A 25,974-nucleotide genomic window follows, 5' to 3' on the forward strand; every position below is an offset into this window, starting at 1 on the left:
GGCCTGGGCCCGGTGCCCGGACCTGGGGAAAGACGGATCTGAGGGAGGAGATTCCCTCGTCGCTGATCTATTGCCCCGGGCGACGGAACAGGGCTAGATTCGTCGACATGAGTTGGATGGCGTGAGGGAGGCTGCGAGCAGCAGGAGCACCCCGGGCGCCTCGTCATGAGGAGAATCACGTGGCCCTGCGAGAACTGAGCAAGGAAGAACGCGACGTCGCCCGTCAGAAGGCCCTGGCGGCGCGCATCGAGCGCGCCGAGCTGAAGGAGGCCTTCGGGGAGGGACGCGTCAGCTTCGACGACGTGCTGAACAAGGCCGAGCGCTCCGAGGCGGTGGCCCGACTGAAGACGGTCGAGCTGCTGGAGGCGCTGCCGGGCATCGGCAAGGTGACCGCGGCGAAGACCCTGGAAGACCTGGGCATCTCGGAGAACCGCCGCATCGGCGGGCTCGGCGTGAAGCAGCGCACCGCGCTGGCGCGCCACCTGGCCCAGCTCTGACCGACCGGCCGCCCCGCCGGAGGCCTCGAGCCTCCGACGGCGTGCGGACCGCCGGGGGAGCGGGTCCGACCGGAGCGCGGGGAGGGGTGTGTGCCGGATGCCGGGGAGGTCCGGCGGGCGCGACGCGCCGGGCAGGCGGTACGATGGTCTGCGATCCCGCCCGTCGACGCGCTCGAGAAGGAGCATCCTGTGAGCCGACCCCAGGTCACCGTGCTGGCCGGTCCCACCTCCGTGGGCAAGTCCACGATGAGCCGGCACATCCGCGAGAATCACCCGGAGGTGACCTTCTCGGTCTCGGCCACCACCCGGGCGCCCCGGCCCGGAGAGGTCGACGGCGTCGACTACCACTTCCTCAGTCCGGAGGAGTTCGACCGGCTCATCGAGGCCGACGAGCTGCTCGAATGGGCCACCGTCCACGGCGCGCATCGGTACGGCACGCTGCGCTCGACGGTGCAGGAGGGGCTCGACGCCGGCCGCAGCGTGCTGCTGGAGATCGATCTGCAGGGCGCGCGCCAGGTCAGGCGCACGATGCCCGACGCGCAGTTCGTCTTCCTCACCCCGCCCTCCTGGGAGGAGATGGTGAGTCGCCTCACCGGACGGGGCACCGAGTCCGAGGAGGAACAGCGTCGACGGCTGGAAACCGCTAGGATGGAGCTCGCGGCGGAATCGGAGTTCGACGTCACCGTGGTGAACGACGAGCTCGAGCGCGCCGCCGCCGAACTTCTCTCCCTCATGGGCTTCGACCTGGACTCGCACCCCGCCGAGCCGGGCGCGGAGCCGTCGACGGACCGCCCGTGACATCGTCCGAAGCGCCGTCCGACACGTCATCCGACACAGCACCCGAGACCCGAAGGACACCCCCGCAGTGACTGAGCAGCTCGAAGGCATCATCAACCCGTCGATCGACTCCCTGGTGCAGAAGACCGACTCCAAGTACGCCCTGGTGCTCTTCGCCGCGAAGCGCGCCCGGCAGATCAACGCCTACTACGCCCAGCTGCACGAGGGCCTGTTCGAGTACGTGGGCCCGCTGGTGGACACCAAGCTGAACGAGAAGCCGCTGTCCATCGCGCTGCGCGAGATCAACGAGGACCTGCTGGTCAACCACCCGGCCAGCAACCCGGCCTCCTGATCCGCGGCGAGGCACGGCACGCCAGCATGCGCATCGTCCTGGGAGTCAGCGGAGGCATCGCCGCCTATAAGGCCGTCCATCTGCTGCGTCTGCTCCGCGAGGAGGGCCACCAGGTCGACGTCGTGCCGACGCGCGCCGCGCTGGAGTTCGTGGGCCGCCCCACCTGGGAGGCCATCAGCGGCCGCGCGGTGACCACCGACGTCTTCGAGTCGGTCGACGAGGTCCGCCATGTCCGGCTGGGCCAGCAGGCCGATCTGGTCGTCGTCGCCCCGGCGACGGCGGATCTGCTCGCCCGCGCCCGGGCCGGCACCGCCGACGATCTGCTGACCTCGACGCTGCTGGCGACCGAGGCGCCGACTGTGCTGGTGCCGGCGATGCACACCGAGATGTGGCGGCACCCGGCCACTGTCGACAACGTCGCCGTGCTGCGCGACCGCGGCGTCGACGTCGTCGAGCCGGCCTCCGGGCGGCTGACCGGCGCCGACACCGGACCCGGACGGCTGCCCGAGCCGGAGGAGATCCACGCGCATCTGCGCCCGCTGCTCGACGGTGAGGGCGCCTGCCCCCGCCCGGCGGACGAGCCGGCCGCGGCCTCGGATCCCATCCGGGCCGAGGAGGCGTCCTCGGCCGCCGGGCCGCTGGCCGGCCGCCGCGTGGTGGTCACCGCCGGCGGCACCCGCGAGGCGCTGGACCCGGTGCGCTACCTGGGCAACCGCTCCTCGGGTCGGCAGGGCGTCGCGCTGGCCGAGGCCGCGCTGGCCGCCGGCGCCGAGGTGCATCTGATCGCCGGCATCGTCGAGACCGAGCTGCCGGCGGCAGGACCCCGGCTGAGCCTCGAGCATGTCGAGTCGGCCCGCGAGCTGCAGCAGGCCGTCGCCGCGCAGGCGCCGAGCGCCGACGTGCTGCTGATGGCCGCCGCCGTCGCCGACTTCCGTCCGGCCGACTACGCCGCGGCGAAGATCAAGAAGACCGACGACGTCGACGCCCCGACGATCACGCTGACCCGCAACCCCGACATCCTCGCCGAGACGGTGCGCGCCCGCCCCGCCCGTGGCGGCCCGACGGTGATCGTCGGCTTCGCCGCCGAGACCGGCGACGGCGCGACCGATCCGCTGGAGCTGGCGCAGACCAAGCTGCTGCGCAAGGGCTGCGAGCTGCTGGTGCTCAATCGCGTCGGCGAGGGGCTGGTGTTCGGCCGGGACAGCACCGAGATCCACGTGCTGGCCTCCTTCGGCGTCCAGGGCGTGCTCGGCGACGTCGAGCCGGCCCATGTGGTCGGCACCAAACGAGAGGCCGCCGACGCCGTCGTCGACCGCGCGGCGCGGCTGCTGGTCGCCGCCGGCGGCCGTTTCTGAGTGTGACGCCGACCGTCCCGCCCGGCGGGTCGGGGAGTAGGATGTGGCAGTGACTTCGAGCAACCGCGCAGCAACCCAGTCGGCGCAGGACCGCGCCCTCCGCCTGTTCACCTCCGAGTCGGTGACCATCGGCCATCCGGACAAGATCTGCGACCAGATCTCCGACGCGGTCCTCGACGCCATGCTCACCGTCGATCCCGACTCGCGCGTCGCCGTCGAGACGCTGACCACCACCGGTCTGGTCCACGTGGCCGGCGAGGTCACCACCTCCGGCTACGTGGAGATCCCGCAGATCGTGCGCCAGACGCTGCTGGACATCGGCTACGACTCCTCGGCCAACGGCTTCGACGGCGCCCGCTGCGGCGTCTCGGTCAGCATCGGCCAGCAGTCCCCGGACATCTCCGCCGGGGTGTTCAACTCGCTGGAGGCCCGCTCGGGCGCCCGCGACCCGCGCGACGCCCAGGGCGCCGGCGACCAGGGCATCATGTTCGGCTACGCGACCAACGAGACCGACACCTACATGCCGACCTCCATCGCGCTGGCCCACCGGCTCTCCGCGCGGCTGACCGAGGTGCGGCAGAACGGGCAGCTGGAGTTCCTGCGCCCCGACGGCAAGACCCAGGTCACCGTCGGCTTCGACGGCGCCCGCCCGGTGACGCTGGACACTGTGGTCGTCTCCTCGCAGCACGCCGAGGAGACCACCCAGGCCGAGCTGCAGGCCGCGCTGAACGAGCAGGTCATCGCCCCGGTGGTGGAGTCCTCCGGACTGGACGTCTCCGGCACCGACACGATCATCAATCCCTCCGGGCCCTTCGTCGTCGGCGGTCCCGTCGGCGACGCCGGGCTGACCGGCCGGAAGATCATCGTCGACACCTACGGCGGCTTCGCCCGTCACGGCGGCGGCGCCTTCTCCGGCAAGGATCCCTCGAAGGTGGACCGTTCGGCCGCCTACGCGATGCGCTGGGCGGCGAAGAACGTCGTCGCCGCCGGGCTCGCCGACCGCGCCGAGATCCAGGTCGCCTACGCCATCGGCCGGGCCCGTCCGGTCGGGGTCTACGTGGAGACCTTCGGCACTGAGCACGTCGATCCGGAGCTGATCGCCCGGGCGGTCGACGAGGTCTTCGACCTGCGGCCGCTGGGCATCATCGAGGATCTGGACCTCAAGCGGCCGATCTACCGGCAGTCGGCGCGCAACGGCCACTTCGGCCACGACGGCGACACCTTCCCCTGGGAGCGCCTGGACCGGGTGGACGAGCTGACGTCCTTCGTCGGCGCCTGAGGGGCGCCGGTGCACGGCGTGGACGACGGGGACGGCAGGGACGCTGACGGGCCGGACTCCGGCCCGGCGTCGGAGACGGCGGGCGACGCCGGCGAGGCGGCCGGTGACGCGCGGCAGGAGTCCGCACCGCGCCAGCCGGCGCTGCTGGACAGCCTCGCGCCGCCGCCGGCGCCGAGCCTGCCCGCCGGGGCGGCGACGCAGCAGCCCATCGCCCGCGTGCTGCTCGACTCCGGGGTGCCGCATCTGGACCGGCCCTTCGACTACGTCGTCCCCGCTGACCGCGACGAGAGAGTCGTGCCCGGCTGCCGGGTCAAAGTCCGCTTCTCCGGCCGCGAGATGCTCGGCCACGTCGTCGAGCGCGCCGAGGCCGCCGGCACCTCCTCGCGGCTGTCCCTGATCCATAAAGTCGTCTCCTCGACGCCGGTGCTCGCCCCGCAGATCCTGCAGCTGGCCGAGCAGGTCGCCGCCCGCGGCGCCGGAGTGGCCTCCGACGTGCTGCGCGCGGCGGTGCCGCCGCGGGTCGCCCGGGTGGAGAAGGAGTTCGAGGGCCTGGTCCCGCCCGAGGAGTCGCTGCGTCCCGAGACGCCGGGACTGCGCCGGGCCGCGCTGGCGCTGACCTCCTACGGGCCGCAGAGCTGGGTGGAGATGATCGTCAGTGCGGTGCGCGAGGCGCTGGAGCCCGGCGAGGGCTCGGACGGCGCCGCGGCGTCGGACGCGGGGACCGGGGGAGACGCCGTCGTCGTGCTGCCCGACCAGCGCGACGTCGACCGCGCCGCCACGCGGCTGGAGGAGGTCTTCGGCGCCGAGGACGTCGCCCGGCTGACCGCCGACGTCGGCCCGACCCCGCGCTACCGGGCCTTCCTGCGGCTTCGGATGGGCCAGGCCCGGATCGCAGTGGGCACCCGCTCGGCGATCTTCGCCCCGGTGGCCGCTCCGCGGCTGATCGTCGTCCTCGACGACGACGACCCGTCCCACGCCGAGCCGCGCGCGCCGTATCACCACGTCCGCGAGACCGCGCTGCTGCGCACTGTGCAGACGGGGGCCTCGCTGCTGTTCCTCTCCACCGCCCGCAGCCTGGAGGTCCAGCGGTTGGTGGATCTGGGCTGGCTGACCGAGACCGCCCCGGATCGGCAGCTGCGCCGCGAGGCGACGCCGCTGGTGATGGCCAACGCCGACTCCTACCAGCAGGAGCACGACCCCTCGGCCCAGCGCGCCCGGATGCCGGCGGCCGCCTACCGCACCTCCCGCGAAGCCCTGGAGCACGGACCGGTGCTGATCCAGGTCGGCCGGGCCGGCTTCATCCCCGCGGTGCTCTGCGAACGCTGCCGCAGCCGGCAGGAGTGCCCCAGCTGCCACGGGCCGCTGACCATCCCGGCCCACCACGGCCAGTCCCGCACGCTGCGCTGCCGCTGGTGCGGGCTGCACCACCGGGACCACCGGTGCACCGTCTGCGGCCACGGAGCCTTCCGCGCCGGCTCGCGCGGCGCCGACCGCACCGCCCATGAGCTGGGCCGGGCCTTCGCCGGGGTGCCGGTGGTCTCCTCGACCGGTGACCACCCGGTGGAGTCGGTGTCCTCGCAGGCCGCCCTGGTGGTCTCCACTCCGGGCGTGGAGCCGGTGGCCGAGGACGGCTACGCCGCGGCGCTGCTGCTCGACGGCGACGCTCAGCTCACCCGCGAGGGTCTGGACGTGCCGCGCCGGGTGCTGGCCCGCTGGTTCCGCGCCGCCTCGCTGGTCCGCCCGCGCCGTGAGGCCGCCCGCGGCGAGGGAACGGTGGTGGTCACCGCCGGCGCCGAGGAGCTCACCGCCGCGCTGGTGCGCTGGGACCCGGTCGGCTGGGCGCGGCGCGAGCTGGCCCGCCGCCGCGAGCTGGGGCTGCCGCCGGCGCGCCGGATGCTCTCGCTGACCGGCGAGGCGCAGGAGACCGAGCAGCTGATCGGCCAGCTGCAGCTGCCCGAGGGACTGGCCTGGATCGGCCCGGCGCCGGTGGACGAGGAGCGGCAGCGCTGGCTGCTGTTCTTCAGCTATGCCCAGGCCGAGGAGGTCGTCGGCGAGATCCGCCGGGTGCGCCGGACGCACAGCGCCCACCGCGAGGGCCGCGGGGTGCGGATCGCCGTCGACGACGTCGACGCGCTGCAGTTCTGAGGGGTCGTCCTTCCCGCGGCGAAGGGCTCGTTCTGCCGTAGGGCTGTGAGATGTCGTAGGGCTATAGCGTTGCGACATCTCACAGCCCGGCGATGAATCGCCGTGGAGGCGGGGGGCGCGATCAGGTCACCGTCGCGGCCCGGTCAGAACACCCCGGCGTCGAGGTCGGCGAGGAAGCGACCGATGGCCCGGGCCGCCGGGGCGGGCGTCTCGTAGTGGACCAGGTGCCCGACGCCGCGCAGCACCTCCAGCCGCGCCTGCGGCAGCGCCTCGCGCAGCCGCCGTCGGCCCTCGGCGGTGCTGAGCTGGTCCCGGGCGGCGCCGATGAGCAGCACCGGCAGGTCCAGTGCGGCGGCGAACTCGCCGACAGTGTGCCGGCTGGAGGCCCGGTAGGCCTCGTCGACGGTGCGCCGATCGGAGAAGCCGCTGAAATGCCGCCGGTGCTGGTCGCGGACGTAGGCGGCGATCTGGGCGTCGCGGCTGGTGAGCATCGTCAGGTTCGTCAGTTCGATGACCGGCCGGCAGCGCAGCAGTCTCAGCGCCGCCGGCTCGGGCACCGCCCGGGCGGCGGCGTAGAAGGCCTCCACGCTCAGTGCGCCGGGCAGCAGCGAGCCGGTGAAGATGTCGTCGCTGATCGGGCAGATCAGCACCAGCGACGCCCAGGACCGCCGGGTGCGGGCCGCATGGGCGGCGACGACCAGCGAGCCGAAGGAGTGCCCGGCCAGCACGTCCTCGGCGCCCAGCCCCAGGGCCGCGGCCAGCCCCTCGACGACGGCGGCGTAGGTCTCCAGGTCGTGCTCGCGTCCGGGGACCGGGGCGGTCTCGCCGAAGCCGGGCAGATCCGGGACGAGCACCTCGTGGTCCGCGAGCGCATCGGCCAGCAGCGCCATGCCGTGGTGGTCGCCGCGGAAGCCGTGGATGAGCAGCAGACGGCGGGCGGGGGAGCCGTCGGAGGAGCCCGTCGTCGGGGCGGCGTGCCGCCAGACGCGGACCGGGTGGTCGCGTCCGCCGACGTCGACGGTCACGGTCGCCGGCTCGCCGGTCCGCGGCGGGGCGCCGGTCCAGGAGGCGCCGCCGTCGTCGGCGGATGCGGCAGGGGTCGCGGCGGGCATCGCGGAGCGGAGGTCTGTCACCGTGCCAGGCTAGCGCGGCGGGCCCGGTGACGGCCTCAGAGTCGGCACCGCGCCGTCGTGCGCGTCCCGTTAGACTGGGTCGGGTCGGCGCGCGGCCCTCCCGCGCCGCCTGCCCCTGACCACGCCACTCGACCACGAGGTGCCCCACACGTGAGCAACGCGAGCGATTCCGCGGCGACGCCGGCCGCGCCGTCCGGCCAGCACGAGCAGCAGCACGACCAGTACGACGTCGCCGCGATCGAAGCTCGGTGGCTGCCGTACTGGGAGCAGGAGGGCACCTTCGTCGCCGCCGAGGACGACGAGCGCGAGCGCAAGTACGTGCTGGACATGTTCCCGTACCCCTCCGGCGACCTGCACATGGGCCATGCCGAGGCCTTCGCCATCGGCGACGTCCCGGCCCGCTACGCCCGGCTGCGCGGCTACAACGTGCTGCACCCGATCGGCTGGGACTCCTTCGGGCTGCCGGCGGAGAACGCCGCGATCAAGAACGATGCGCATCCGGCCGAGTGGACCTACCGCAACATCGACACGCAGGCGGCCTCCTTCAAGCGCTACGCCATCTCGGCGGACTGGACCCGCCGGCTGCACACCTCCGACGAGGCCTACTACCGCTGGACCCAGTGGCTGTTCCTGCAGTTCCACCAGCGCGGACTCGCGTACCGGAAGGACTCGCCGGTCAACTGGTGCCCGAAGGACCAGACCGTGCTGGCCAACGAGCAGGTCGTCGACGGCGCCTGCGAGCGCTGCGGCACCGAGGTCACCAAGAAGTCGCTGAACCAGTGGTACTTCGCCATCACCGAGTACGCCGACCGGCTGCTCGACGACATGGAGCAGCTCTCCGGCCGCTGGCCCGAGCGGGTGCTGGCGATGCAGCGCAACTGGATCGGCCGCTCGACCGGCGCCTCGGTGCGCTACACCATCGAGCCGGCCGCCGACGGCGCCGACGTCGAGCCGGTGGAGGTCTTCACCACCCGGCCCGACACGCTCTACGGGGTGACCTTCATGGTGGTCGCCGCCGACGCTGAGCTGGCCGAGCAGCTGGTCACCGACGAGCACCGCGCGGCGCTTCAGACCTACCGCGAGCAGCTGGGCTCGGTCTCCGACATCGAGCGGCAGTCCGCCGAGCGCGAGCGGACCGGCGTCTTCCTCGGCCGCTACGCGGTCCACCCGCTGACCGGGGAGAAGCTGCCCGTCTGGGCCTCGGACTACGTGCTGGCCGACTACGGCACCGGCGCGGTGATGGGCGTGCCCGCCCACGACCAGCGCGACCTGGAGTTCGCCCGGGCGATGGGCCTGGACGTGCGCGTCGTCGTCGACACCGGCGAGGACGACCCGGCCGAGACCGGTGTGGCCACCGCCGGCGAGGGCACTGCGATCAATTCGCCGGCCTGGGAGGGCGAGGACAAGGCCGCGGCCATCGAGCGCGCGGTCGAGGTGCTGGCCGAGCAGAGCGTCGGCGAGGCGACGGTGAACTACCGGCTGCGCGACTGGCTGCTCTCCCGCCAGCGGTTCTGGGGCGCGCCGATCCCGATCGTCCACTGCGCGGCCTGCGGCGAGGTCCCGGTGCCGGAGGACCAGCTGCCGGTGCGGCTGCCCGACGACCTGCGCGGCGAGCAGCTCTCCCCGAAGGGCCGCAGCCCGCTGGCCGCCGCCGAGTCCTGGGTGCACACCACCTGCCCGTCCTGCGGCGGTGCGGCCGAGCGCGACACCGACACCATGGACACCTTCGTCGACTCCTCCTGGTACTTCCTGCGCTTCCTGAGCCCGAACGACGACAGCCAGGTCTTCGACGTCGAGGCCGCGAAGCGCTGGATGCCGGTGGACCAGTACGTCGGCGGCGTCGAGCACGCGATCCTGCACCTGCTCTATGCGCGCTTCTTCACTAAGGTCATCCACGACCTGGGGCTGATCGACTTCGACGAGCCGTTCAGCGCGCTGATGAACCAGGGACAGGTGCTCAACGGCGGCAAGGCGATGAGCAAGTCGCTGGGCAACGGCGTCGACCTGGGCGAGCAGCTCGACGCCTACGGCGTCGACGCGGTGCGGCTGACCATGGTCTTCGCCTCGCCGCCGGAGGACGACGTCGACTGGGCCGACGTCTCGCCGTCGGGCTCGGCGAAGTTCCTGGCCCGCGCCTGGCGGCTGGCCCAGGACGTGACCAGCGCGGTCGGCGCCGACCCGGCCGAGGGTGCCGCCGGACTGCGGGCGACGACGCATCGCACCGTCGCCGAGGTCGAGCAGCTGGTCGAGGCGCAGAAGTTCAACGTGGTCGTCGCCCGGCTGATGGAGCTGGTCAACGCGATCCGCAAGGAGATCGACGCCGGCGCCGGCGCGGGTGATCCGGCGGTGCGCGAGGCGACCGAGATCACCGCCCAGATCCTCTCGCTGGTGTCTCCGTACACCGCCGAGGACATGTGGGCGGCCCTGGGCCGCGAGCCCTCGGTGGCGAACTCGAGCTGGCCGGTCGTCGAGGAGACGCTGCTGGTCGACGACACCGTCACCGCCGTGGTGCAGGTCAAGGGCAAGCTGCGCGACAAGCTCGAGGTCCCGGCCGACATCTCCGCCGAGGACCTGGAGGCGAAGGCGCTGGCGCTGCCGAAGATCCAGAAGTACGTCGACGAGGGCGGCGGCGTCCGCAAGGTCATCGTCCGCGAGCCGAAGCTCGTCAACGTGGTGACCGGCTGATCGGCGCAGAGCCTGCGATGGACGATGCGCAGCGGATCGGCCAGCGGAGCGAGCCACGGACTGAGCAGCGCCTCGAGTCCTGGGGCGCGGCCTGGCAGCGGCGACTGCGCGGCTCCCGACGCGCGGCGGGGCTGCGCGCCGGACTGCGCCGCCGCCGGCCGCGCGTCGCAGTGGTCACCGACTCCTCGGCGGCGTTGCCGCTGCCGGCGCTCGGGTCGCTGGCCGAGGCGATCACCGTGGTGCCGATCCCGGTGATGATCGGCGAGCAGATCCACTCGGAGTCCGGCGAGGAGCTGGCCCGGGAGCTGCCGCTGGCGCTGGCCCAGGGCAGCCGGGTGGTCACCTCGCGGCCGTCGCCGGGGCGGCTGGCCGAGGCCTATGCGGAGCTGGCCCGGAGGGGCGTCGACCACATCGTCTCCGTGCACCTCTCCGCCGAGCTGTCCGGCACCGTCGAGGCCGCCCGGCTGGCCGCCGAGCAGGTCGACGTCGCCGTCGAGGTCGTCGACTCCCGGCAGACGGGGATGACCATGGGCCATGCGGTCCTGGAGGCGGCAGTGTGCGCGCTGCTGGGCGGCACGGCGGCGGAGACCGCCGCAGCGGCCCGGAAGACCGCAGAGGCGAGCACAGCGCTCTTCGTGGTGCCCAACCTGGAACAGCTGCGCCGCGGCGGTCGGATCACCGCGCTGAGCGGGCTGCTGGGCACGTTGCTCTCGGTGCGGCCGCTGCTGGCGCTGCGCGAGGGGGCGATCCAGCTCGAGGAGCGCCCGCGCAGCCTCGAGAAGGCCGTGGAACGGCTGACCGCCCGGGCGGTCGAGGAGGCCGCGGTCCGTGCTCCGGCGCGGATCGCCGTCCACGGCTTCGGCAACGCCGAGCAGGCCCTCGCATTGGCCGAGACCCTCGACGAGCACTCCGCGGCGCCGGTGCCGGTGGTCGACGTCCCGCCCTCGCTGGCGGCGCATCTGGGCCTCGGCGTCCTCGGGATCTGCCTGAGCCCGCTCGACGGCTCGGCCGGATCAACCGATCCTGCCGCCCCGGCCCGCGAGACTCCTGCACAGGGCGGCTCCGCGGGCTGAGGACACGCCGTGGCCTCCACAGCCGCGGCCGATCGGCTCGGCCCGGGCTCGCCGAGTCTCTAGCCTCGGCGGCATGGACGACCAGGGGCCCTTCGACGACGACCCCGTGCTCTCCCGACGGGAGCGGCTGCGCGTCCAGCGCGAGGCCGCTCACCGGGCGCCGACGCGCGTGGGTCTGCGCTTCACCGCCGCGGCGACGGTGGTGGTCGGGCTGCTGGTCTGGCTGGCGGTCTCCTGGCTGACCAGCAGCCCCTCGGCCTCGGAGCAGCCGCCCGAGGATCCCACGCTGCGCGCCGAGCCCGGCCCGGGCGGAGGAAGCGGCTCGGCATCCGGCTCGGAAGCCGGCGGAGAGGCGACGACCGACGCCGGGGAGGCGACCGCGAGCGATCCGGAGTCCGCCGACGCCACGAGGACGGACCCGCCGTCGGGCTCCGAGGCTCCCGAGACCTCGGCGACGGCGGAGACCCCTGCGGCGATCGTCGTGCACGTCGCCGGCGCCGTCGTCGAGCCCGGGGTGGTGGAGCTTCCGCCCGGCGCCCGCGTCCGCGACGCCGTGGAGGCCGCCGGCGGACTGACGGAGGACGCCGCCGCCGAGGGGATCAATCTGGCCGCCGAGGCCGTCGACGGCGGCTATCTGCGCGTGCCCACGCTCGAGGAGCTGGAGTCCGGCGAGACGGCGGGCGGACCGGCCGCCCCGGGCGGCGGAGGCGCCGGGCCGAGCGGCGGAGCCGGAGGAGGCGCGGAGGGCACCGAGGACGCCGGGCCGATCGACCTGAATCGGGCCGACGCGGAGACGCTGCAGGGCCTCACCGGCATCGGGCCGGCGCTGGCCGAACGGATCCTCGAGCACCGGGAGACGGCCGGGCCCTTCGAGTCGTTGGAGGACCTGGCGGGAGTGCGCGGCATCGGTCCCGCCACGCTGGAGGACCTCGAGGGCCAGGTGACCTGGTGAGCCCGCGGCCGCTGGATCTGCGGCTGCTGCCGGCGGCCGCGGGGACCTGGGCGGCCGCCGCGGCGGCAGTGCACCTCGACGCCGCGGGCGCGCTGGCGCTGGGGCTGGTGCTGCTGGGCGGGGCCGTCCTGCTGGGCGTGCTGCTGGCGGCCGTGCTGCGCCTGCTCTCCGACGGCGGGCAGTCGCGACGCCTGCGGCAGACGGCGGTGCATCTGGTGCTGGCCTGCAGCCTGGCCGGTGCCGCGGCGCTGACCGCGGGCCTGGAGCTCTCCGGGCATCAGGAGAGCGGATGGGACCGGGTCGTCGAGGAGCGGGCGCCGCAGCAGCTCACCCTGCGTGCGATCTCGGATCCGCGGCGGCTCGCCGAAGCCGGCCTCGACGGCACGCCCCGGGCGATCGTCGAGGTCGAGGTGCTCACCCGACGAGAGGCCGAGCAGCCGCGTGAGGTCGAGGCCTCGGCGGTGCTGCTGCTCGAGGCCGAGGAGGCCGGGGCGATCCATCACGGCGAACGCCTGCGCGGGCTGCTGCAGTCGACGCCGACTGAGCCCGGAGACCGCGCGACGGCGCTGCTCACGCCCTTCGGCGAGCCGATCGACCAGCTGCCGCCCGACGGCTGGACGCGCCTCTGGCGGGTCGTGGAGCCCATGCGGACCGCCACCGCGGAGGCGGCGGAGTCTGCGCCGGGGGAGGCCCCGCAGCTGCTGCCGGGGATGGTCCTCGGAGACCGCTCGCAGCAGTCCGAGGAACTGACCACGGCGATGCAGCAGGCGGGACTGAGCCACCTGACCGCAGTCAGCGGGGCGAACTGTGCGCTGGTCCTGGGCGCGGTGCTGGCCGGGCTGCGGCTGCTGCGCCTGCCGCGCTGGTGCTCGCCGCCGGCGGCCGTGGTCACGCTGGGTGCCTTCGTGCTGCTCGTCCACCCCGAACCGAGCGTGATCCGAGCCGCAGTGATGGGCGGGATCGGAGCGCTGGCGATCTTCGCCGGCCGCGGGCGGGCGGCCTTCCCGCTGCTCTGCGTCTGCGTGATCACCCTGCTGGTCGTCGACCCGTGGTTCGCCATGGAGCCGGCCTTCGTGCTGTCGGCGGCCGCGACGGCCGGGATCGTGCTCATCGGCACGCCCCTGCAGCGGCTGCTGGAGACGGTGATGCCGCGCTGGGCGGCCTCCGTGCTGGCACTGGCGTGCGCGGCCCAGCTCTTCGTCACCCCGCTGCTGGTTCCGCTGGCCGAGGGGATGAGCCTCTATGCGATCCCGGCCAATGTGCTCGCCGCGCCGCTGGTTCCGCTGGTCACCGTGCCGGGGACCGCCGCGGCGGTGCTGGCCGCCTGGCTGCCGGGCCTCGCCGAGGCGATGCTGTGGTGCTGCGGCATCCCGGCGGCGCTGATCGCCGCCGTCGGTCGCGAGACTGCCGACCTTCCGCAGGCCATGGTCGACTGGCCCGACGGCGGCGCCGGAGCGGTCCTCGGCATGCTCTATATCCTGGCCGCGCTGGGTCTGGTCCGCTCTCTGGTCCTCCGGCGTCTGAGCCGGTCGGGGACCGGGGTCCTCGCCGCCGCGGCGGCGGCGCTGCTCGCCCTGGTGATGCCGGTGCAGGCGGTGCCCGGCCTCTCCGGGCTGCTGGCGCCGACGCCGGTGGGCTCGGGACCCGGCGAGGACTGGCGGATCGCCCAGTGCGACGTCGGCCAGGGAGACATGCTCGTGGTGCGCACCGGGGACGAGGAGGCGATCGTCGTCGACGCCGGGCCCGCTCCGGACCCGGCCGACGCGTGTCTCGACACGCTGGGGGTCGCGCAGGTGCGGGTGCTGGTCCTCTCCCACGAGCATCAGGATCATGTCGGAGGCGTCGACGGCGTCGCCGAGGGTCGGAAGGTGGGGAAGGTCCTGCACGGCGGCAGTCGCGCGTGGGACGCCGCCGCCGAGCTGGGGCTCGACGGCGTCCCGGTGCACCGGGCGGAGCCGGGCGTCTCCGGACGCGTCGCCGGCCGGATGCCCGTGGAGTGGCGCGTGGTCCATGCCGCGGCCGAGGCGGAGAGGCCGAACGACGCCTCGGCGGCGGTGCACTTCGCCGTGTCGTCCCGCGGCGCGCCGTCGTCCCCGACGGACGGCGGCGACCGCACCGTCGATGTGCTGACGCAGGGGGACCTGGAGGCCGCCGAGACCCGGAAGGCGCTGGACGCCGGCATGCTGCCCGAGGACATCGACCTGTTGAAGGTCTCGCACCACGGGGCCCGCGACGGCGGCACGGCGCTGATCACCCGACGCCGTCCCGAAGTCGCGGTGATCTCCGTCGGCGAGGAGAACGACTACGGGCACCCGGCCGGGGTGACCCTGCAGGCGCTGCAGGCGGCGGGGACGACGGTCTACCGCACCGACGAGCACGGGCTGGTCACGTTCTCCCTCGACGACGGCGTCCTGCGGGTGCGGACGGGCGGCTGAGCGCATCCCTCGGCCGGGTCGCGGAGGACGGAGCGGACAGACGCAGGGGCCGGACACGACAGAAGGGGCGGGAGCCGACGGTGTCCGTCGACTCCCGCCCCTTCCGGGCGGTCACGGTCCGCGCAAGGCGGACCGAGCCGGCTGCGGCGGCGTCAGCCGCCGCGGATCAGGTCGTTCAGGCGACCGGCAGCTTCAGCTCGTCGCCGACGAAGATGAGGTTCGGGTCCTCGATCTGGTCCGCGTTGGCGTTCAACAGGTCGCGCCAGTTCTCGATGCCGTGCTCGGCGGCGATCTTGGCCAGCGTGTCGCCGGACTGGACCTGGTGGGTCTCGCCGGAGACCTCGACCTCGGCCGACTGGGCGGCGGACTGCTGCTGAGCCTCGGCCTGAGCCTGCTGCTCAGCCTCAGCCTGGGCCTGGGCCTGGGCCTCAGCCTGGGCCTGCTGCTCGGCCTGGCGCTGGGCCTCCGCCTCAGCCTCGGCCTGAGCCTGCTGCTCAGCCTCGGCCTGGGCCTGCTGCTCGGCCTGGCGCTGGGCCTCGGCCTCAGCCTCGGCCTGGGCCTGCTGCTCGGCCTCCGCCTCAGCCTGACGCTGGGCCTCCAGCTCCGCGTCGGTCGGGCCCTGGTCGGCCGGCTCCGGCTCGGGCTCCGGTGCGGGTGCCGGGTCGCCGGAGAGGCCCAGCTTCGCCGAGCAGGCCGGCCAGGCGCCCCAGCCCTGCATGGACTGCAGCTTCTCGGCCCGCTGGATCTGCTCAGCCTTGGAGGCCTCGTGCGGCATGCCCGAGCCGCCGACGGCGGCCCAGGAGGACGGGGTGAACTGCAGTCCACCGTAGAAGCCGTTGCCGGTGTTGGCGCTCCAGTCGCCGCCGGACTCGCACTGAGCCAGCTGGTCCCAGACGGAGGCGTTGGCGGCCGGGGCGGTCGCGGCGACGCCGACGCCCGCCAGGGTCGCGGCGGCCATTCCGCCGCCGACGATCTTCTTGAAAGTCTGCTTGGTCTGCATTGGCAGTTCGCTCCGAAGTCCCCACACTCGGACCCTCCCGGGCCGTCGTCATGCCACCGTCCGCCTTCTTTCACATGTATTGCGGTCATGGTCACCGGAGCCGGCAGTGTGGACGGTGTCAGGGGGCCTGCCGGCACCTGTGCTTCTGCGAGGTCGGCCCGGAACGGGAGGAGCTGAAGCCGGAGGCCGGTGCTGCCACCAGCTGCGCCTCAGATCACGCCGACATCACAGAAGATGTCCGCAAACCAGTAAAAGGTCTCAGAACGGTTGCGTCAACTCGCTCCATGAGCGTGTCGAACATCCAGATCGGCGCCATGGCGGGGATCGAGGGGCGTTATCGTCCTGTGATCAAGTTTTCTGTGAAAATCATGTGAGCGGGGTGTCGTCCCGGCCGACCCGTCGTCGCTCCAGGTCAGGAGGTCGGGGGCGGGTGCTGCCCGACCATCGACCGCAGGGTGTGACACTCAGCACAGCCTGCGTCCACCCGGCGTTCGCCTGCTCGTCACCTGCTCGTCGTGCCCTGCGCGACCTCAGGCGGTGCTCAGGTCACGCTCAGGTTACGACGTGCTCGAAGCGGCGGCGCCGGGACTCGGCGCGGGCCTCGGGACGACGACGGGGCCCATGCTTCCGATCAGAAGCATGGGCCCCACGTACCATCCGGGTGAGCGACGGGATTCGAACCCGCGACCCTCGCGACCACAACGCGATGCTCTACCTGCTGAGCTACGCCCACCACGACTGCGACCTGCGCCGCATCCGTGCTCTTCGAGCGCCCCGGTGAACCCCGGGGCTGTCGAACAGCAGATGACAGTCTACACATATCCGTCCGGCGATGAGACATCGAGACCCGCCCGAAGCAGGTGTGATGTCCCTCTCACCGGCATCGGGCCGGCGTCACGCCTGGCGGAAGACCGTCGCCCGGTAGTGCCGCAGCTCCTCGATCGAGTCCCGGATGTCGCCCAGCGCGCGGTGGTTGCCGGTCTTCTCCGGCGCGCCCTCGCGGGCCTGCGGGTGCCAGCGAGAGGCCAGCTCCTTGATCGTGGAGACGTCGATGATCCGGTAGTGCAGATGGTCGACCAGCTCCGGCATGGCCAGGCGCAGGAACGCCTTGTCCGCGTGGACCGAGTTGCCGGCCAGGGGGGCGACCCCGGCCTCCGGGACCCAGGTGCGCACGTAGTCGAGCACGCGGCGCTGAGCCTCCTCGACACTCGTGCCGGAGTCCAGCTCGTCGAGCAGGCCCGAGGAGCGATGCATCCGCCGCACGAAGTCGCCCATCGCCTCCAGCGCGCCGTCGTCGGGGCGGATCACGACGTCGACGCCGTCGCCGAGGATGTTCAGCTCGGTGTCGGTCACCAGGGCGGCCACTTCGAGCAGCACGTCGGAGTCGGGATCGAGTCCGGTCATCTCGCAGTCGATCCAGACCATGCGCCCGGACCAGTCGCCGGCGGCGCTGGAGCCGGACGGCCGGGTGCCGGGAGCCGCTCCGGAGGCGGTCTCGGTCGTCGCGGCGGTCGTCGCAGGGGGAGTCGTCTCTGAAGAAGTCACGGGCAGAGTCTATCGAGGAGTCGGAGCCGGCGGCACGGCGTCGGGCACGGTATCGGGCACAGCGACCGGCACCGTGACCGACTCTGCGTCGCCGGGCGTCGCCGGCCTTCCCGGGGCGCCGGCTCGAGCCCCGCCAGCACGCGGATCCGCGCCCGCACGGCGCCCCGGCGTCGTGCGGCCCCGGTGGTATCTTCGGGGGGATGACCGAGCAGGCCGCCGCCGACGATCCCGCTTCCCGGACGCCGAGACCCGGCGGTCGGTCCCGCGAGGTGCTCTCCCGCATCCAGGAGTTCGGCCGCACCGAGCACCGCCCGCGCAGTCCCCGCGGACCCCTCGTGGAGGGGGTGCTGGGCTCGCTGCTGGTGCTGCTGGGTTCCTTCGGCGTCGGCTGGCTGGTCTCGATCTCGGCGGCCGCGCGGCTGGACTGGGTGATCCTGCTGCGCACCGAGCCGGCCGGGGTGATCGCCTCGACGGCGGCGCTCACCCTGGGCTGCTGGGTGATGTTCCGCGCCTGGCTGCGCCTCGGGCGAGCGCTGGAGGGCTTCGGCGGGAGGAGCCTGCGCACGGTCACGCTGGCCGCGGTGCTCTGGTCGCTGCCCCAGCTGGTCTCGGCCCCGATCTTCTCCCGCGACGTCTTCGCCTATCTGGGCCAGGGGAGGCTGGTGCTCGCCGGCCGCGACCCCTACGAGACCGGCGTCTCCTCGGTGGCGAACTGGTTCCAGCTGGGCACCGACGTCCTCTGGGCGGAGTCCGAGACGCCCTACGGCCCGATCTTCCTCTGGCTGGAGGCCGGGGTGATGCGACTGACCGGCGACGACGTCGACCTGGCCATCCTGCTCTTCCGGGCCGCCTGCGTGCTCGGCGTCGTGCTGATCATGGTCTGCGTGCCGCCGCTGGCCCGGATGCACGGCGTCGACCCGGGGCGCGCCCAGTGGATCACCGTCGCGAACCCGCTGCTGATTGTCAGCTTCATCTCCTCTGCGCACAATGATGCGCTGATGGTCGGCCTCGCCCTCGCCGGGATCTGGGCCGCCGCCCGCGGCCGCGGCGTCGTCGCCACGCTGCTGGTGGTGCTCTCGATCGGCATCAAGCCCATCACCATGGTGCTGCTGCCGTTCATCGGGCTGCTCTGGGCCGGCCCGGGCGCCTCCTGGCCGCGACGTCTGAGGTATTGGGCGATGACCGCGGCACTGGCCGCCGTGGTGCTCGTCGCCGTCGGGTTCGTGCAGGGCTCGGGCTTCGGCTGGGTGAGCGTGCTGGCCGGCACCGGCACCGGCAGCGTGTTCTGGTCGCCGATCGGCATCCTCGACACGGCGCTGAGCACGCTGCTGGACTCGCTGGGCCTGGCCTCGTACTGGACGCTGGACACGCTGAAGCTCCTCGGCCGACTGATCTCGGTGGCGATCGTGATCGTGCTGATGATCCGCGGCTCGGAGCAGCACATCGTCCAGCGGATGATGTGGGCGCTGACCGCGCTGGTGGTGCTCTCGCCGATCATCCAGCCCTGGTACCTGCTGTGGCTGCTGCCGCTGTTCGCCGTCACCGGCATCCGCGGCGACTGGCAGTTCAAATGGGTCGTCTTCACCGTGGCCTTCTTCCTGGCCTTCGGCGCGATGGACCAGCTCTCGATCTGGAACTTCCTGCAGCTGGAGGGCCGGATGGCGGCATTGTCGCTGGCCATCTCCTGGACCTGCATCGCCTGGATGGCGCTCGTCGACCGCGGCACCCGCTGGGTGCTGTTCCAGGGGTGGCGCACCTGCGGGCCGACGGCGCGGCACGCGGCGGATCCGACGACGGCGCGGCGGCCGGGGCGGCACGAGCGTCCCGGGAGCAGCGGGGATGCGCATGCGTGAGTCCCGTCTCGGCCGCTTCGTGGTGGCTCTGCGCGAGCTGCTCGGCCGTCTGCCGGTGACGTCCTGGCTGATCGGCGGCGAGGAGGCGGCGGTCTCGCACACGCTGCGCCAGGGGCTGCTGGCCGCGCTGCTGATCATGGTCGGCTCCTGGGGCGTGGGCTGGCTGCCCATCACCCCGGACTCGCTGCTGGCGACCAGCCCGATGCTGCTGCCGCTGCGCACCACCACTGGCGGGGTGGTCACCTGTACAGTGCTGCTGGTGCTGGGCACGCTGCTGCTGGTGCGCTCCTGGCTGCGCCTGTCGCGCCGGGTGGGCGGCTGGACTGCGGAGGCCACGGCGACAGCGCGCACGGCGGTGTGGATGTGGTCGGCTCCGCTGCTGCTGACGCTGCCGATCATCTCCCGCGACGTCTATTCCTATCTGGCCCAGGGGCGGGTGCTGCAGAGCGGGATGAATCCCTACGAGACCGGGGTATCGGAGCTGCCCGGCTGGTTCATGGAGGGCGCCGACGGCGTCTGGGCGCAGTCGCCCTCGCCCTACGGGCCGCTGTTCCTCCTCATCGCACGCGGCATCTGGGTCCTCTCCGGCGGGGTCCCGGAGATCGGCATCCTGTGCTTCCGCCTGCTCAGCCTGGCCGGAGTGCTGCTGATGGTCCGCGTCATCCCGCGGCTGGCCCGCGCGATGGGCTCGCAGCCGGCCTGGGCGCTGTGGCTGTGCCTGCTGAATCCGCTGAGCCTGCTGGTGCTGCTGCCGGCGGCGCACAACGACGCGCCGATGCTGGGGCTGGTCCTGCTGGGCCTGTGGTGGTGTCTGCGCCGCCGGCGGCTGGCGGCCGTCGTGGTGCTCACCGCCGCCGTGGCGATCAAGCCCATCGCCGTGGTCGTGCTGCCCTTCGCGATGCTGCTGACGCTGGACCGCACCGACTCCTACGCGCTGCGGCTGCGCGAGTGGCTCGTCGCCGGAGCGGTGGCGGTGGTGCTGCTGCTGGCGGCCGGCCAGGCCCTCGGCGTCGGGCTGGGCTGGGTGACTGCGGCGCTGACCGCCGGGTCGGCGATCACCCAGGCGGCACCGGTGGGGCTGCTCGGCGGCGCCGTCGGCTGGGTCGTCGCCGAGGCCGGCGGTCCCGAGGCCGACGTCGTCGCCTCGGCGGTCCATCTGGGCTTCCGCGTGCTCTCGGTGCTGCTGGTCGCAGTGATGCTGCTGCGGCCGCGGCTGGGCAATCCGGTGCTCTGGGCGGGCTACGCCGTCGCCCTGGTGGTGGCCTGCTCGTCGGTCATCCAGCCCTGGTACCTGCTGTGGGTGCTCCCGCTGGTCGCCGTCGTCCACGTCCACCGGGGGCGGCTGCTGATGCTGGTGACGCTGGTGCTCACCGGAGTGGTGCTGGTCTCGCTGGTCGGCCAGCTCTCGGTGGCCCAGTGGATCGACACTGCCACAGTGCAGAGCATCGCCGTGCTCGTCGCGCTGGCCTACCTGGCCTTCCTGGTGCTCATCGACCCCGGCACCGGCGAGCATTTCGACCTCTCCCGCCCCGCCCAGCGGTGGAACCTCGCCGAGGGCTGGACCTCGGTGCGCGCCCCGACGATCCGCAGCCGCTCCTGGTCGAGGCGGGAGCTGGTGCCCGACACAGTGCCCGGCCCCGGGGGCAGCTCCGGTGCCGGTGCCGATGCCGGTGCCGATGCCGGTGCCGATGCCGGGACCGCCCGAGGGTCGCCCGCCGACGGGCCGACAGATCCCGCCGACCACCCCCGCCCCGCCGACCACCCCCGCCCGGAGGACCCCAGGTGAGACGACCGTCGCAGCACTCCGCCGACCATCCCGCCGATCAGCCTGCCGAACGCCCCGCAGAGGACCGCCGGGAGGATTCCGCCCGCCCGACCGGGCCGGGCCGGCTGCACCTGCCGACAGGCCCGCGCCTGCTGGCGCTGCTGCTGGCCGCGACCGTCGTCGGCGCAGTGCTCTCGGTGCTGGCGGTGCAATGGTGCCGGATCAACGGCTGGGCCAGCCCCGACCAGCACGTGCACATGTGCTACTCCGACTTCTCGCTGCTGTTCACCGAGCGCGGGCTCGCCGCGGGCGTCTTCCCGTTCCTCGATCCGGCTCCCGAGGGCCAGGTGATGGAGTACCCGGTGCTCCTCGGCCTGGTCGCCGGCGCCCTGGCCTCGCTGGTGCCGGGCACCGGCGAGGGCGCGGATCGGGTGCTGGCCTTCTACGACCTCAACCACGCCGCCGTCGTGCTCTGCTGGCTCGGCACGGTGCTGGCCACCGCCGCCTCGGCCGGACGTCGGCGCGGCGACGCGCTGCTGGTCGCTCTGGCCCCAGGGATCATCCTGACGCTGTCGGTGAACTGGGACATGTGGGCGGTGTTCCTGGGGGCGCTGGCGCTGCTGCTCTTCGGCCGCTCGCGGCCGGTCTGGGCCGGGGTGCTGCTGGGCCTGGGTACGGCGATGAAGCTGTATCCGCTGTTCTTCCTCGGCGCGATCCTGGTGCTGTGCCTGCGCAGCGGGCGGCTGCGCTCGCTGGCGGCGGTCGTCGGCGGCGCCGCGGGCACCTGGCTGGTGGTCAACCTCCCGTTCATGCTCACCGCCTTCGACCAGTGGGCGACCTTCTACCGGTTCTCCTCCGACCGCGAGGTCTCGTTCTCCTCGATGTGGCTGGCCTTCACCTGGCTGCCGCTGGACGGGCAGGGCTTCTCGCTGCTGTCCAACGGGCTGTTCCTGCTCTGCTGCCTGGGCATCGCCTGGCTTGCCCTGGCCGCGCCGACGCGTCCGCGCCTCGCGCAGCTGTGCTTCCTGATCGTCGCCTGCTTCATCCTGCTGGGCAAGGTCTATTCGCCGCAGTTCGTGATGTGGCTGATCCCGCTGGCGGTGCTCGCCCGGCCGAAGCTGCGCGGGCTGGTCGTCTGGCAGGCCGTCGAAGTCTTCCACTGGGCGGCGGTGTGGCTGATGAGCGCGAAGATCACCTCCGGCGGGGAGTTCGGCGCCGGCCATCACCTCATCGAGGTCGCCTACGGGCTGGGCATCGTGCTGCACATGGCGGCGGTGATCCATCTGGTGGTCCAGGTGGTCCGTGAGATCCTGGACCCGCAGCGCGACGTCGTCCGCGTCGGCGAGCCGCCGGTGTTCGATCCGCTGGCCGGCACCACCGCCGGCCGCGAGGACCGGTTCACGCTGCCGGGGCGGGGAGCGCGGCTGCGGGCGGGGCTGCGCTGGTGAGCACGCCCGGACACACGCCGACGGCGGAGAGAGCGGCGGAGAAGGAGGCGAGGCGAGCATGTGCGGCCGCTACGTGATGGCCCTGCGGGCCGGCGACCTGGTCGACGCCCTCTCGGCCGCCGGGCTCGATGAGGTCGAGGTCCCGGCGACGACGGCGATCCAGCAGTCCTGGAACATCGCTCCGACGGCGACAGTGCCGATCCTCGTCGAGCGGCTCGTCGAGGCGGCCGACGGCGCGGAGTCGTCCGCCGCGTCCGCCGCGTCCGCCGCGTCCTCCGCGGAGCCCTCGGCGTCGCCGGCCGGGGCGAGGCGCCGCGAGATCCACTCGGCGCGCTGGGGCCTGCTGCCGCGCTGGGCCGAGTCGGCGGCGTTCAGCGCCAAGACCTTCAACGCCCGCTCGGAGACGGCGGCGAGCAAGCCCAGCTTCCGGTCGGCGGTGCGTCGGCGGCGCTGCGCCGTGCCGGCCCAGGGCTACTACGAGTGGCGGGCCGCCGTCGACGAGACCACCGGCAGGACGGTCCGCACCCCGCACCACATCCGCCCGGCCGACGGCTCGGTGCTGCTCTTCGCCGGGCTCTACGAGTGGTGGCAGGACCCCGAGCTGGTCGCCGCCGGCGCCGACTCCTGGGTGCTGTCGACGACGATCCTCACCGGCCCCTCGCCCGAGCCGGGACCCGGCGATGCGACCAACGAGGGAGACGAGACGCTGCAGACGCTGGCCGATCTGCATGATCGCCTCCCGCTTGCCCTGGACGCCGAGACCGCCGCGGACTGGATCCGCCCGGGCGAGCGCGACCGCGACGAGGCCGCCGTCCAGCTGGAGCGGCTGCAGGCGGCGGCGCTCGACGTCGCCCGCGGCTTCGCGATCGACGAGGTCGACCGGGCGGTGGGCAACGTCCGCAATGATTCCCCGGAGCTGACGCGGCCGATCGAGGGTCTGTTCTAACATCGTCAGATGCTCTCGATGCTGACGACGATCGCGCCGATGTTCATCGTGCTCGCCGTCGGATTCCTGGCGGGCTTCGCCGCCCGCTTCCGTCAGGCCCAGTCCGGGCTGAACGCCTTCGTCTTCTACTTCGGGCTGCCCTCCTTCGTCTTCTCGGCGGTGCTGGCCGCCCCGCCGGCGCAGGGCGTGCCGGCCGCGGCGATCCCGCTCGCCGCCGGCGTGACGCTGATGCTCTCAGTGCTGACCTACGCCGCGACGCGGGCGATGGGAGCGCGGGCGGCCTCCGGCGCCGCCCCGACGTCGTTGGCGGCGACCTTCGGCAACGTGGGCTACTTCGGCATGCCCATCACGCTCAGCACCGTCGGCCCCGAGGCCGCACTGGCCGCCGGCGTGCTGCACCTGACGCACAACATGATCTACATGACCGGCTACCCGGTGGTGCGCACAGTAGCCACCGGAGCGACGGGCCCGGCCGGTTTTCGCGCGGCTTGGCGCCGTCGGCTCTGGCCGATCGTGCGCAAAGCGGTGCTGCTGAACCCGGTCGCGCTGTCCATGGCCGCGGCGCTGGCGGTGGTGCTGACCCCGCTGGCAGTGCCGGAGGTGCTCTCCGAGAGCGTGGCGATGGTCGGCGACACCGCGGTGCCGGTGGCGCTGTTCGCCGTCGGGCTGGCCATGCATCCGGCGCTGGAGGGCGTGCGCTCCGGAGGGGTCCCCAAGCGCGCCATCACGCTGGGCACTGCGGTGAAGATCCTCGTGCTGCCGCTGGCCACCTGGCTGGCGGTGCTGCCGCTGGCCGATCACCTCGGCCCCGTCTGGGCCGCGGCCCTGGTGCTGATGGCCGCGATGCCCTCGTCGACGACGGTCTTCGTCTTCTCCGAGGAGTACGACGGCGACGGGCGGCTGGCCGCGGCGATCCTGGTCGCCGGCACGCTGGCCTCGATCCTCACGATCCCGCTGGCGGCCGAGTTCCTGCTGCTCTGACGGGACGGAGGCCGTCGCCGGCCCGGCTCAGCCCAGCCGCTGGGCGAGCATCACCAGGATGTCGCCGGGGCCGCGGAGGTAGGTCAGCCGGACGGCGTCCCGGTAGGTGGCCACGCCGCGCAGCGGGCGGCAGCCGTGGCTCGCCGCGATCTCCAGGGCCTCGTCGAGGTCGTCCACGGAGAAGGCCACCCGATGCATCCCGACCTGATGGGGCTGGGCGGGCGCCGCCGCGATCGCCGGCGGACGGATCTGCTCGAAGAGCTCCAACCGTCCGGCGCCGTCCGGCGTCTGGAGCATGGCGAGGCGTGCCCGGTGGCCGTCGAGCCCGACCACGGTGTCGGCCCACTCGCCTTCGACGGTGTCCCGGCCGAGCACGGTGAGGCCGAGGTCGGTGAAGAAGGCGACGGCGGACTCCAGATCGGGGACGGCGATGCCGACGTTCTCCAGTGCGATGCTCATGCACGGCAGGTTACTGCGCCCGGGGTCCGTGCGGACAGAGTCGGCCCCACGGGGCACGGGGCACGGGGCGTCGTCGGCTCCCTCGGCCGGCCCGACGTCTCGTCTGGGCTCGGCTCGGCTCGGCTCAGCCCGAGCGCACGGTCTGCGTCGTCGACTCCACCGCGCGGCGCAGGGTGTCGGCGGCGCGCTCGCCGATGAGCCGGTGCGTCGCGGTGTCGGGATGCAGCGCATCGGGCAGCGGGTGGGTCCGCGCATCCTCGGCGCCGTAGAGCCCCGGGCCCTCGACCAGGTGCAGATGCGGATCCTCGGCGGCGCGGTCGGCGGCGATGCGGGCCAGCTCCTCGCGGATGATCGTCAGCGTCAGCCGGCCGGCGGCCACCTGAGCCGGATCGCCGGTCGCCCGGGCGAGGGACCGCGGCCCGCCGCCGTCGTCGACCTCCGCGATCTCCACCGGGCCGGGGGTGTGCTCGTGGATGCCGCACCAGATCGGGGTCATCAGCAGCAGCGGCGTCTCCGGGTGCCCGTCGCGGATCGTGTCGAGGAATCCGTGGACGGCCGGGGCGAAGCTGCGCAGCCGGAAGGTGTCGCCGTTGACGATGTTGATGCCCAGCTTCACCGAGAGCAGATCTGCGGGCAGATCCCGGAGGGACCGGGCGGTGTACTGGTCGAGCATCGCCTGGCCGGCGAAGCCCAGATTCACCAGATCCAGCCCGGCCGAGCGCGCGGCGACGGCGGGCCAGGCATGGGAGGCGCCGACGGCGACGGCGCCGTGGCTGATCGAGCTGCCGTGGTGGACCCAGCGTGGACCCGGCTGGGCGGCCGGGGCCACCGGGGCGTCGCCGTGCACGGCGATCAGTTCCGTCGGCTCCTCAGTCGGCAGCCAGATCTCGACGAGCCGCTCGCCGTCGGGCAGCCGCCCGCCCGGGCAGGCCGCGGCGACGTCGACGACCCATTCCTCCGCGGCGGGTTCGGCGACCGGCTGGGCGAGCAGCTCGCCGTCGACGAGGACGTCATAGACCTGGGCCGGGCGCAGCGGGTCGTCATGGACTGTCCGGTCCAGCGGGACCACTTGCAGCAGCAGCCGGTCCGCGGCAGTGCGCATCCGCAGCCGCACGCCCGAGGGGGCGGCGACGACGGCGGCCATGCCCTCGTCATGGATCTGCCGGCGGGCCCGGCCGGGCAGTCGCCACGGGCACAGCCCGCGCTCGCCGGCGGTCAGCTCCACCGCACCATGGACCAGCTCCGCCGTGACGGGGGAGGACTGCAGGGAGGCGTCGTCGAGCATGTCGCGCAT

20 protein-coding genes and 1 tRNA gene are annotated in these 25,974 nt (G+C 73.4%); 15 read left to right on the forward strand and 6 right to left on the reverse strand.

Going from position 1 to position 25,974, the window contains the following annotated elements:
* The first annotated feature begins 179 nt into the window (after window positions 1-179).
* From mihF to ABD652_RS10195, 6 genes are all read left to right on the forward strand, one after another.
* On the forward strand, window positions 180-497 hold the full coding sequence (mihF, locus tag ABD652_RS10170) for an integration host factor, actinobacterial type (protein WP_153143777.1): 318 nt from the start codon (window positions 180-182) through the stop codon (window positions 495-497).
* Between the two features lie 189 nt (window positions 498-686).
* Window positions 687-1,295 (forward strand): guanylate kinase, encoded by a 609-nt coding sequence (gene gmk, locus ABD652_RS10175; RefSeq protein WP_153143776.1) that lies wholly within the window; start codon window positions 687-689, stop codon window positions 1,293-1,295.
* A gap of 67 nt (window positions 1,296-1,362) precedes the next feature.
* On the forward strand, window positions 1,363-1,626 hold the full coding sequence (gene rpoZ / locus ABD652_RS10180; protein ID WP_153143775.1) for a DNA-directed RNA polymerase subunit omega: 264 nt from the start codon (window positions 1,363-1,365) through the stop codon (window positions 1,624-1,626).
* A 26-nt stretch (window positions 1,627-1,652) separates the two neighbouring features.
* The gene (locus ABD652_RS10185) at window positions 1,653-2,981 is read left to right on the forward strand and encodes a bifunctional phosphopantothenoylcysteine decarboxylase/phosphopantothenate synthase (protein ID WP_344720901.1); all 1,329 of its coding nucleotides are present in this window, start codon (window positions 1,653-1,655) and stop codon (window positions 2,979-2,981) included.
* 49 nt (window positions 2,982-3,030) lie between these two features.
* On the forward strand, window positions 3,031-4,260 hold the full coding sequence (gene metK / locus ABD652_RS10190; RefSeq protein WP_344720903.1) for a methionine adenosyltransferase: 1,230 nt from the start codon (window positions 3,031-3,033) through the stop codon (window positions 4,258-4,260).
* A gap of 9 nt (window positions 4,261-4,269) precedes the next feature.
* A complete protein-coding gene (locus ABD652_RS10195; protein ID WP_344720905.1) occupies window positions 4,270-6,405 on the forward strand; it encodes a primosomal protein N' family DNA-binding protein in 2,136 nt (711 codons plus the stop codon).
* A 143-nt stretch (window positions 6,406-6,548) separates the two neighbouring features.
* Here the strand turns inward: ABD652_RS10195 and ABD652_RS10200 are convergent, their stop codons facing one another.
* On the reverse strand, window positions 6,549-7,538 hold the full coding sequence (locus tag ABD652_RS10200; protein WP_344720907.1) for an alpha/beta fold hydrolase: 990 nt from the start codon (window positions 7,536-7,538) through the stop codon (window positions 6,549-6,551).
* 150 nt (window positions 7,539-7,688) lie between these two features.
* On the opposite strand from ABD652_RS10200, the gene leuS reads away from it, so the two are divergent.
* The 4 genes from leuS (at window position 7,689) to ABD652_RS10220 (ending at window position 14,683) form a co-directional block, all read left to right on the forward strand.
* Window positions 7,689-10,223 carry a leucine--tRNA ligase gene (gene leuS, locus ABD652_RS10205; RefSeq protein WP_344720909.1) on the forward strand — a complete coding sequence of 845 codons (2,535 nt, stop codon included), beginning with the start codon at window positions 7,689-7,691 and terminating at the stop codon, window positions 10,221-10,223.
* Window positions 10,224-10,240: 17 nt separating this feature from the next.
* A complete protein-coding gene (locus ABD652_RS10210) occupies window positions 10,241-11,296 on the forward strand; it encodes a DegV family protein (RefSeq protein WP_344720911.1) in 1,056 nt (351 codons plus the stop codon).
* 73 nt (window positions 11,297-11,369) lie between these two features.
* The gene (locus ABD652_RS10215) at window positions 11,370-12,248 is read left to right on the forward strand and encodes a ComEA family DNA-binding protein (protein ID WP_344720913.1); all 879 of its coding nucleotides are present in this window, start codon (window positions 11,370-11,372) and stop codon (window positions 12,246-12,248) included.
* Complete coding sequence (locus ABD652_RS10220) at window positions 12,245-14,683, forward strand: ComEC/Rec2 family competence protein (RefSeq protein ID WP_344720916.1); 2,439 nt, start codon at window positions 12,245-12,247, stop codon at window positions 14,681-14,683. Before ABD652_RS10215 ends, ABD652_RS10220 begins: the two co-directional genes overlap by 4 nt.
* Window positions 14,684-14,858: 175 nt before the next feature.
* On the opposite strand, the gene ABD652_RS10225 is transcribed toward ABD652_RS10220, so the two are convergent.
* The 3 genes from ABD652_RS10225 to orn form a co-directional block, all read right to left on the reverse strand.
* On the reverse strand, window positions 14,859-15,683 hold the full coding sequence (locus ABD652_RS10225) for a transglycosylase family protein (protein WP_344720918.1): 825 nt from the start codon (window positions 15,681-15,683) through the stop codon (window positions 14,859-14,861).
* A gap of 660 nt (window positions 15,684-16,343) precedes the next feature.
* A tRNA-His gene (locus ABD652_RS10230) sits at window positions 16,344-16,416 on the reverse strand.
* Between the two features lie 161 nt (window positions 16,417-16,577).
* The gene (gene orn, locus ABD652_RS10235; RefSeq protein WP_344720920.1) at window positions 16,578-17,228 is read right to left on the reverse strand and encodes an oligoribonuclease; all 651 of its coding nucleotides are present in this window, start codon (window positions 17,226-17,228) and stop codon (window positions 16,578-16,580) included.
* 200 nt (window positions 17,229-17,428) lie between these two features.
* Between orn and mptB (ABD652_RS10240) the strand changes: the two genes are divergently transcribed.
* The 5 genes from mptB (ABD652_RS10240) to ABD652_RS10260 are packed head-to-tail and all read left to right on the forward strand — an operon-like array spanning window position 17,429 to window position 24,221.
* Window positions 17,429-19,081, forward strand: a complete 1,653-nt coding sequence (gene mptB / locus ABD652_RS10240; protein WP_344720923.1) for a polyprenol phosphomannose-dependent alpha 1,6 mannosyltransferase MptB — start codon at window positions 17,429-17,431, stop codon at window positions 19,079-19,081.
* Complete coding sequence (gene mptB, locus ABD652_RS10245; RefSeq protein ID WP_344720926.1) at window positions 19,074-20,867, forward strand: polyprenol phosphomannose-dependent alpha 1,6 mannosyltransferase MptB; 1,794 nt, start codon at window positions 19,074-19,076, stop codon at window positions 20,865-20,867. The genes mptB (ABD652_RS10240) and mptB (ABD652_RS10245) overlap by 8 nt, the downstream gene beginning before the upstream one ends.
* The gene (locus ABD652_RS10250; RefSeq protein ID WP_344720928.1) at window positions 20,864-22,294 is read left to right on the forward strand and encodes a glycosyltransferase family 87 protein; all 1,431 of its coding nucleotides are present in this window, start codon (window positions 20,864-20,866) and stop codon (window positions 22,292-22,294) included. The genes mptB (ABD652_RS10245) and ABD652_RS10250 overlap by 4 nt, the downstream gene beginning before the upstream one ends.
* Before the next feature lie 58 nt (window positions 22,295-22,352).
* Window positions 22,353-23,240 (forward strand): SOS response-associated peptidase, encoded by an 888-nt coding sequence (locus tag ABD652_RS10255; RefSeq protein ID WP_344720930.1) that lies wholly within the window; start codon window positions 22,353-22,355, stop codon window positions 23,238-23,240.
* Window positions 23,241-23,249: 9 nt separating this feature from the next.
* Window positions 23,250-24,221, forward strand: coding sequence for an AEC family transporter (locus ABD652_RS10260; RefSeq protein WP_344720932.1), 972 nt, complete (start codon window positions 23,250-23,252; stop codon window positions 24,219-24,221).
* Window positions 24,222-24,248: 27 nt separating this feature from the next.
* On the opposite strand, the gene ABD652_RS10265 is transcribed toward ABD652_RS10260, so the two are convergent.
* Complete coding sequence (locus tag ABD652_RS10265) at window positions 24,249-24,680, reverse strand: VOC family protein (RefSeq protein ID WP_344720934.1); 432 nt, start codon at window positions 24,678-24,680, stop codon at window positions 24,249-24,251.
* Window positions 24,681-24,804: 124 nt separating this feature from the next.
* On the reverse strand, window positions 24,805-25,974 hold the full coding sequence (locus ABD652_RS10270) for an SGNH/GDSL hydrolase family protein (RefSeq protein ID WP_344720937.1): 1,170 nt from the start codon (window positions 25,972-25,974) through the stop codon (window positions 24,805-24,807).

Source organism: Nesterenkonia halobia (assembly GCF_039536005.1).
In the GTDB taxonomy this organism is placed as follows: domain Bacteria; phylum Actinomycetota; class Actinomycetes; order Actinomycetales; family Micrococcaceae; genus Nesterenkonia; species Nesterenkonia halobia.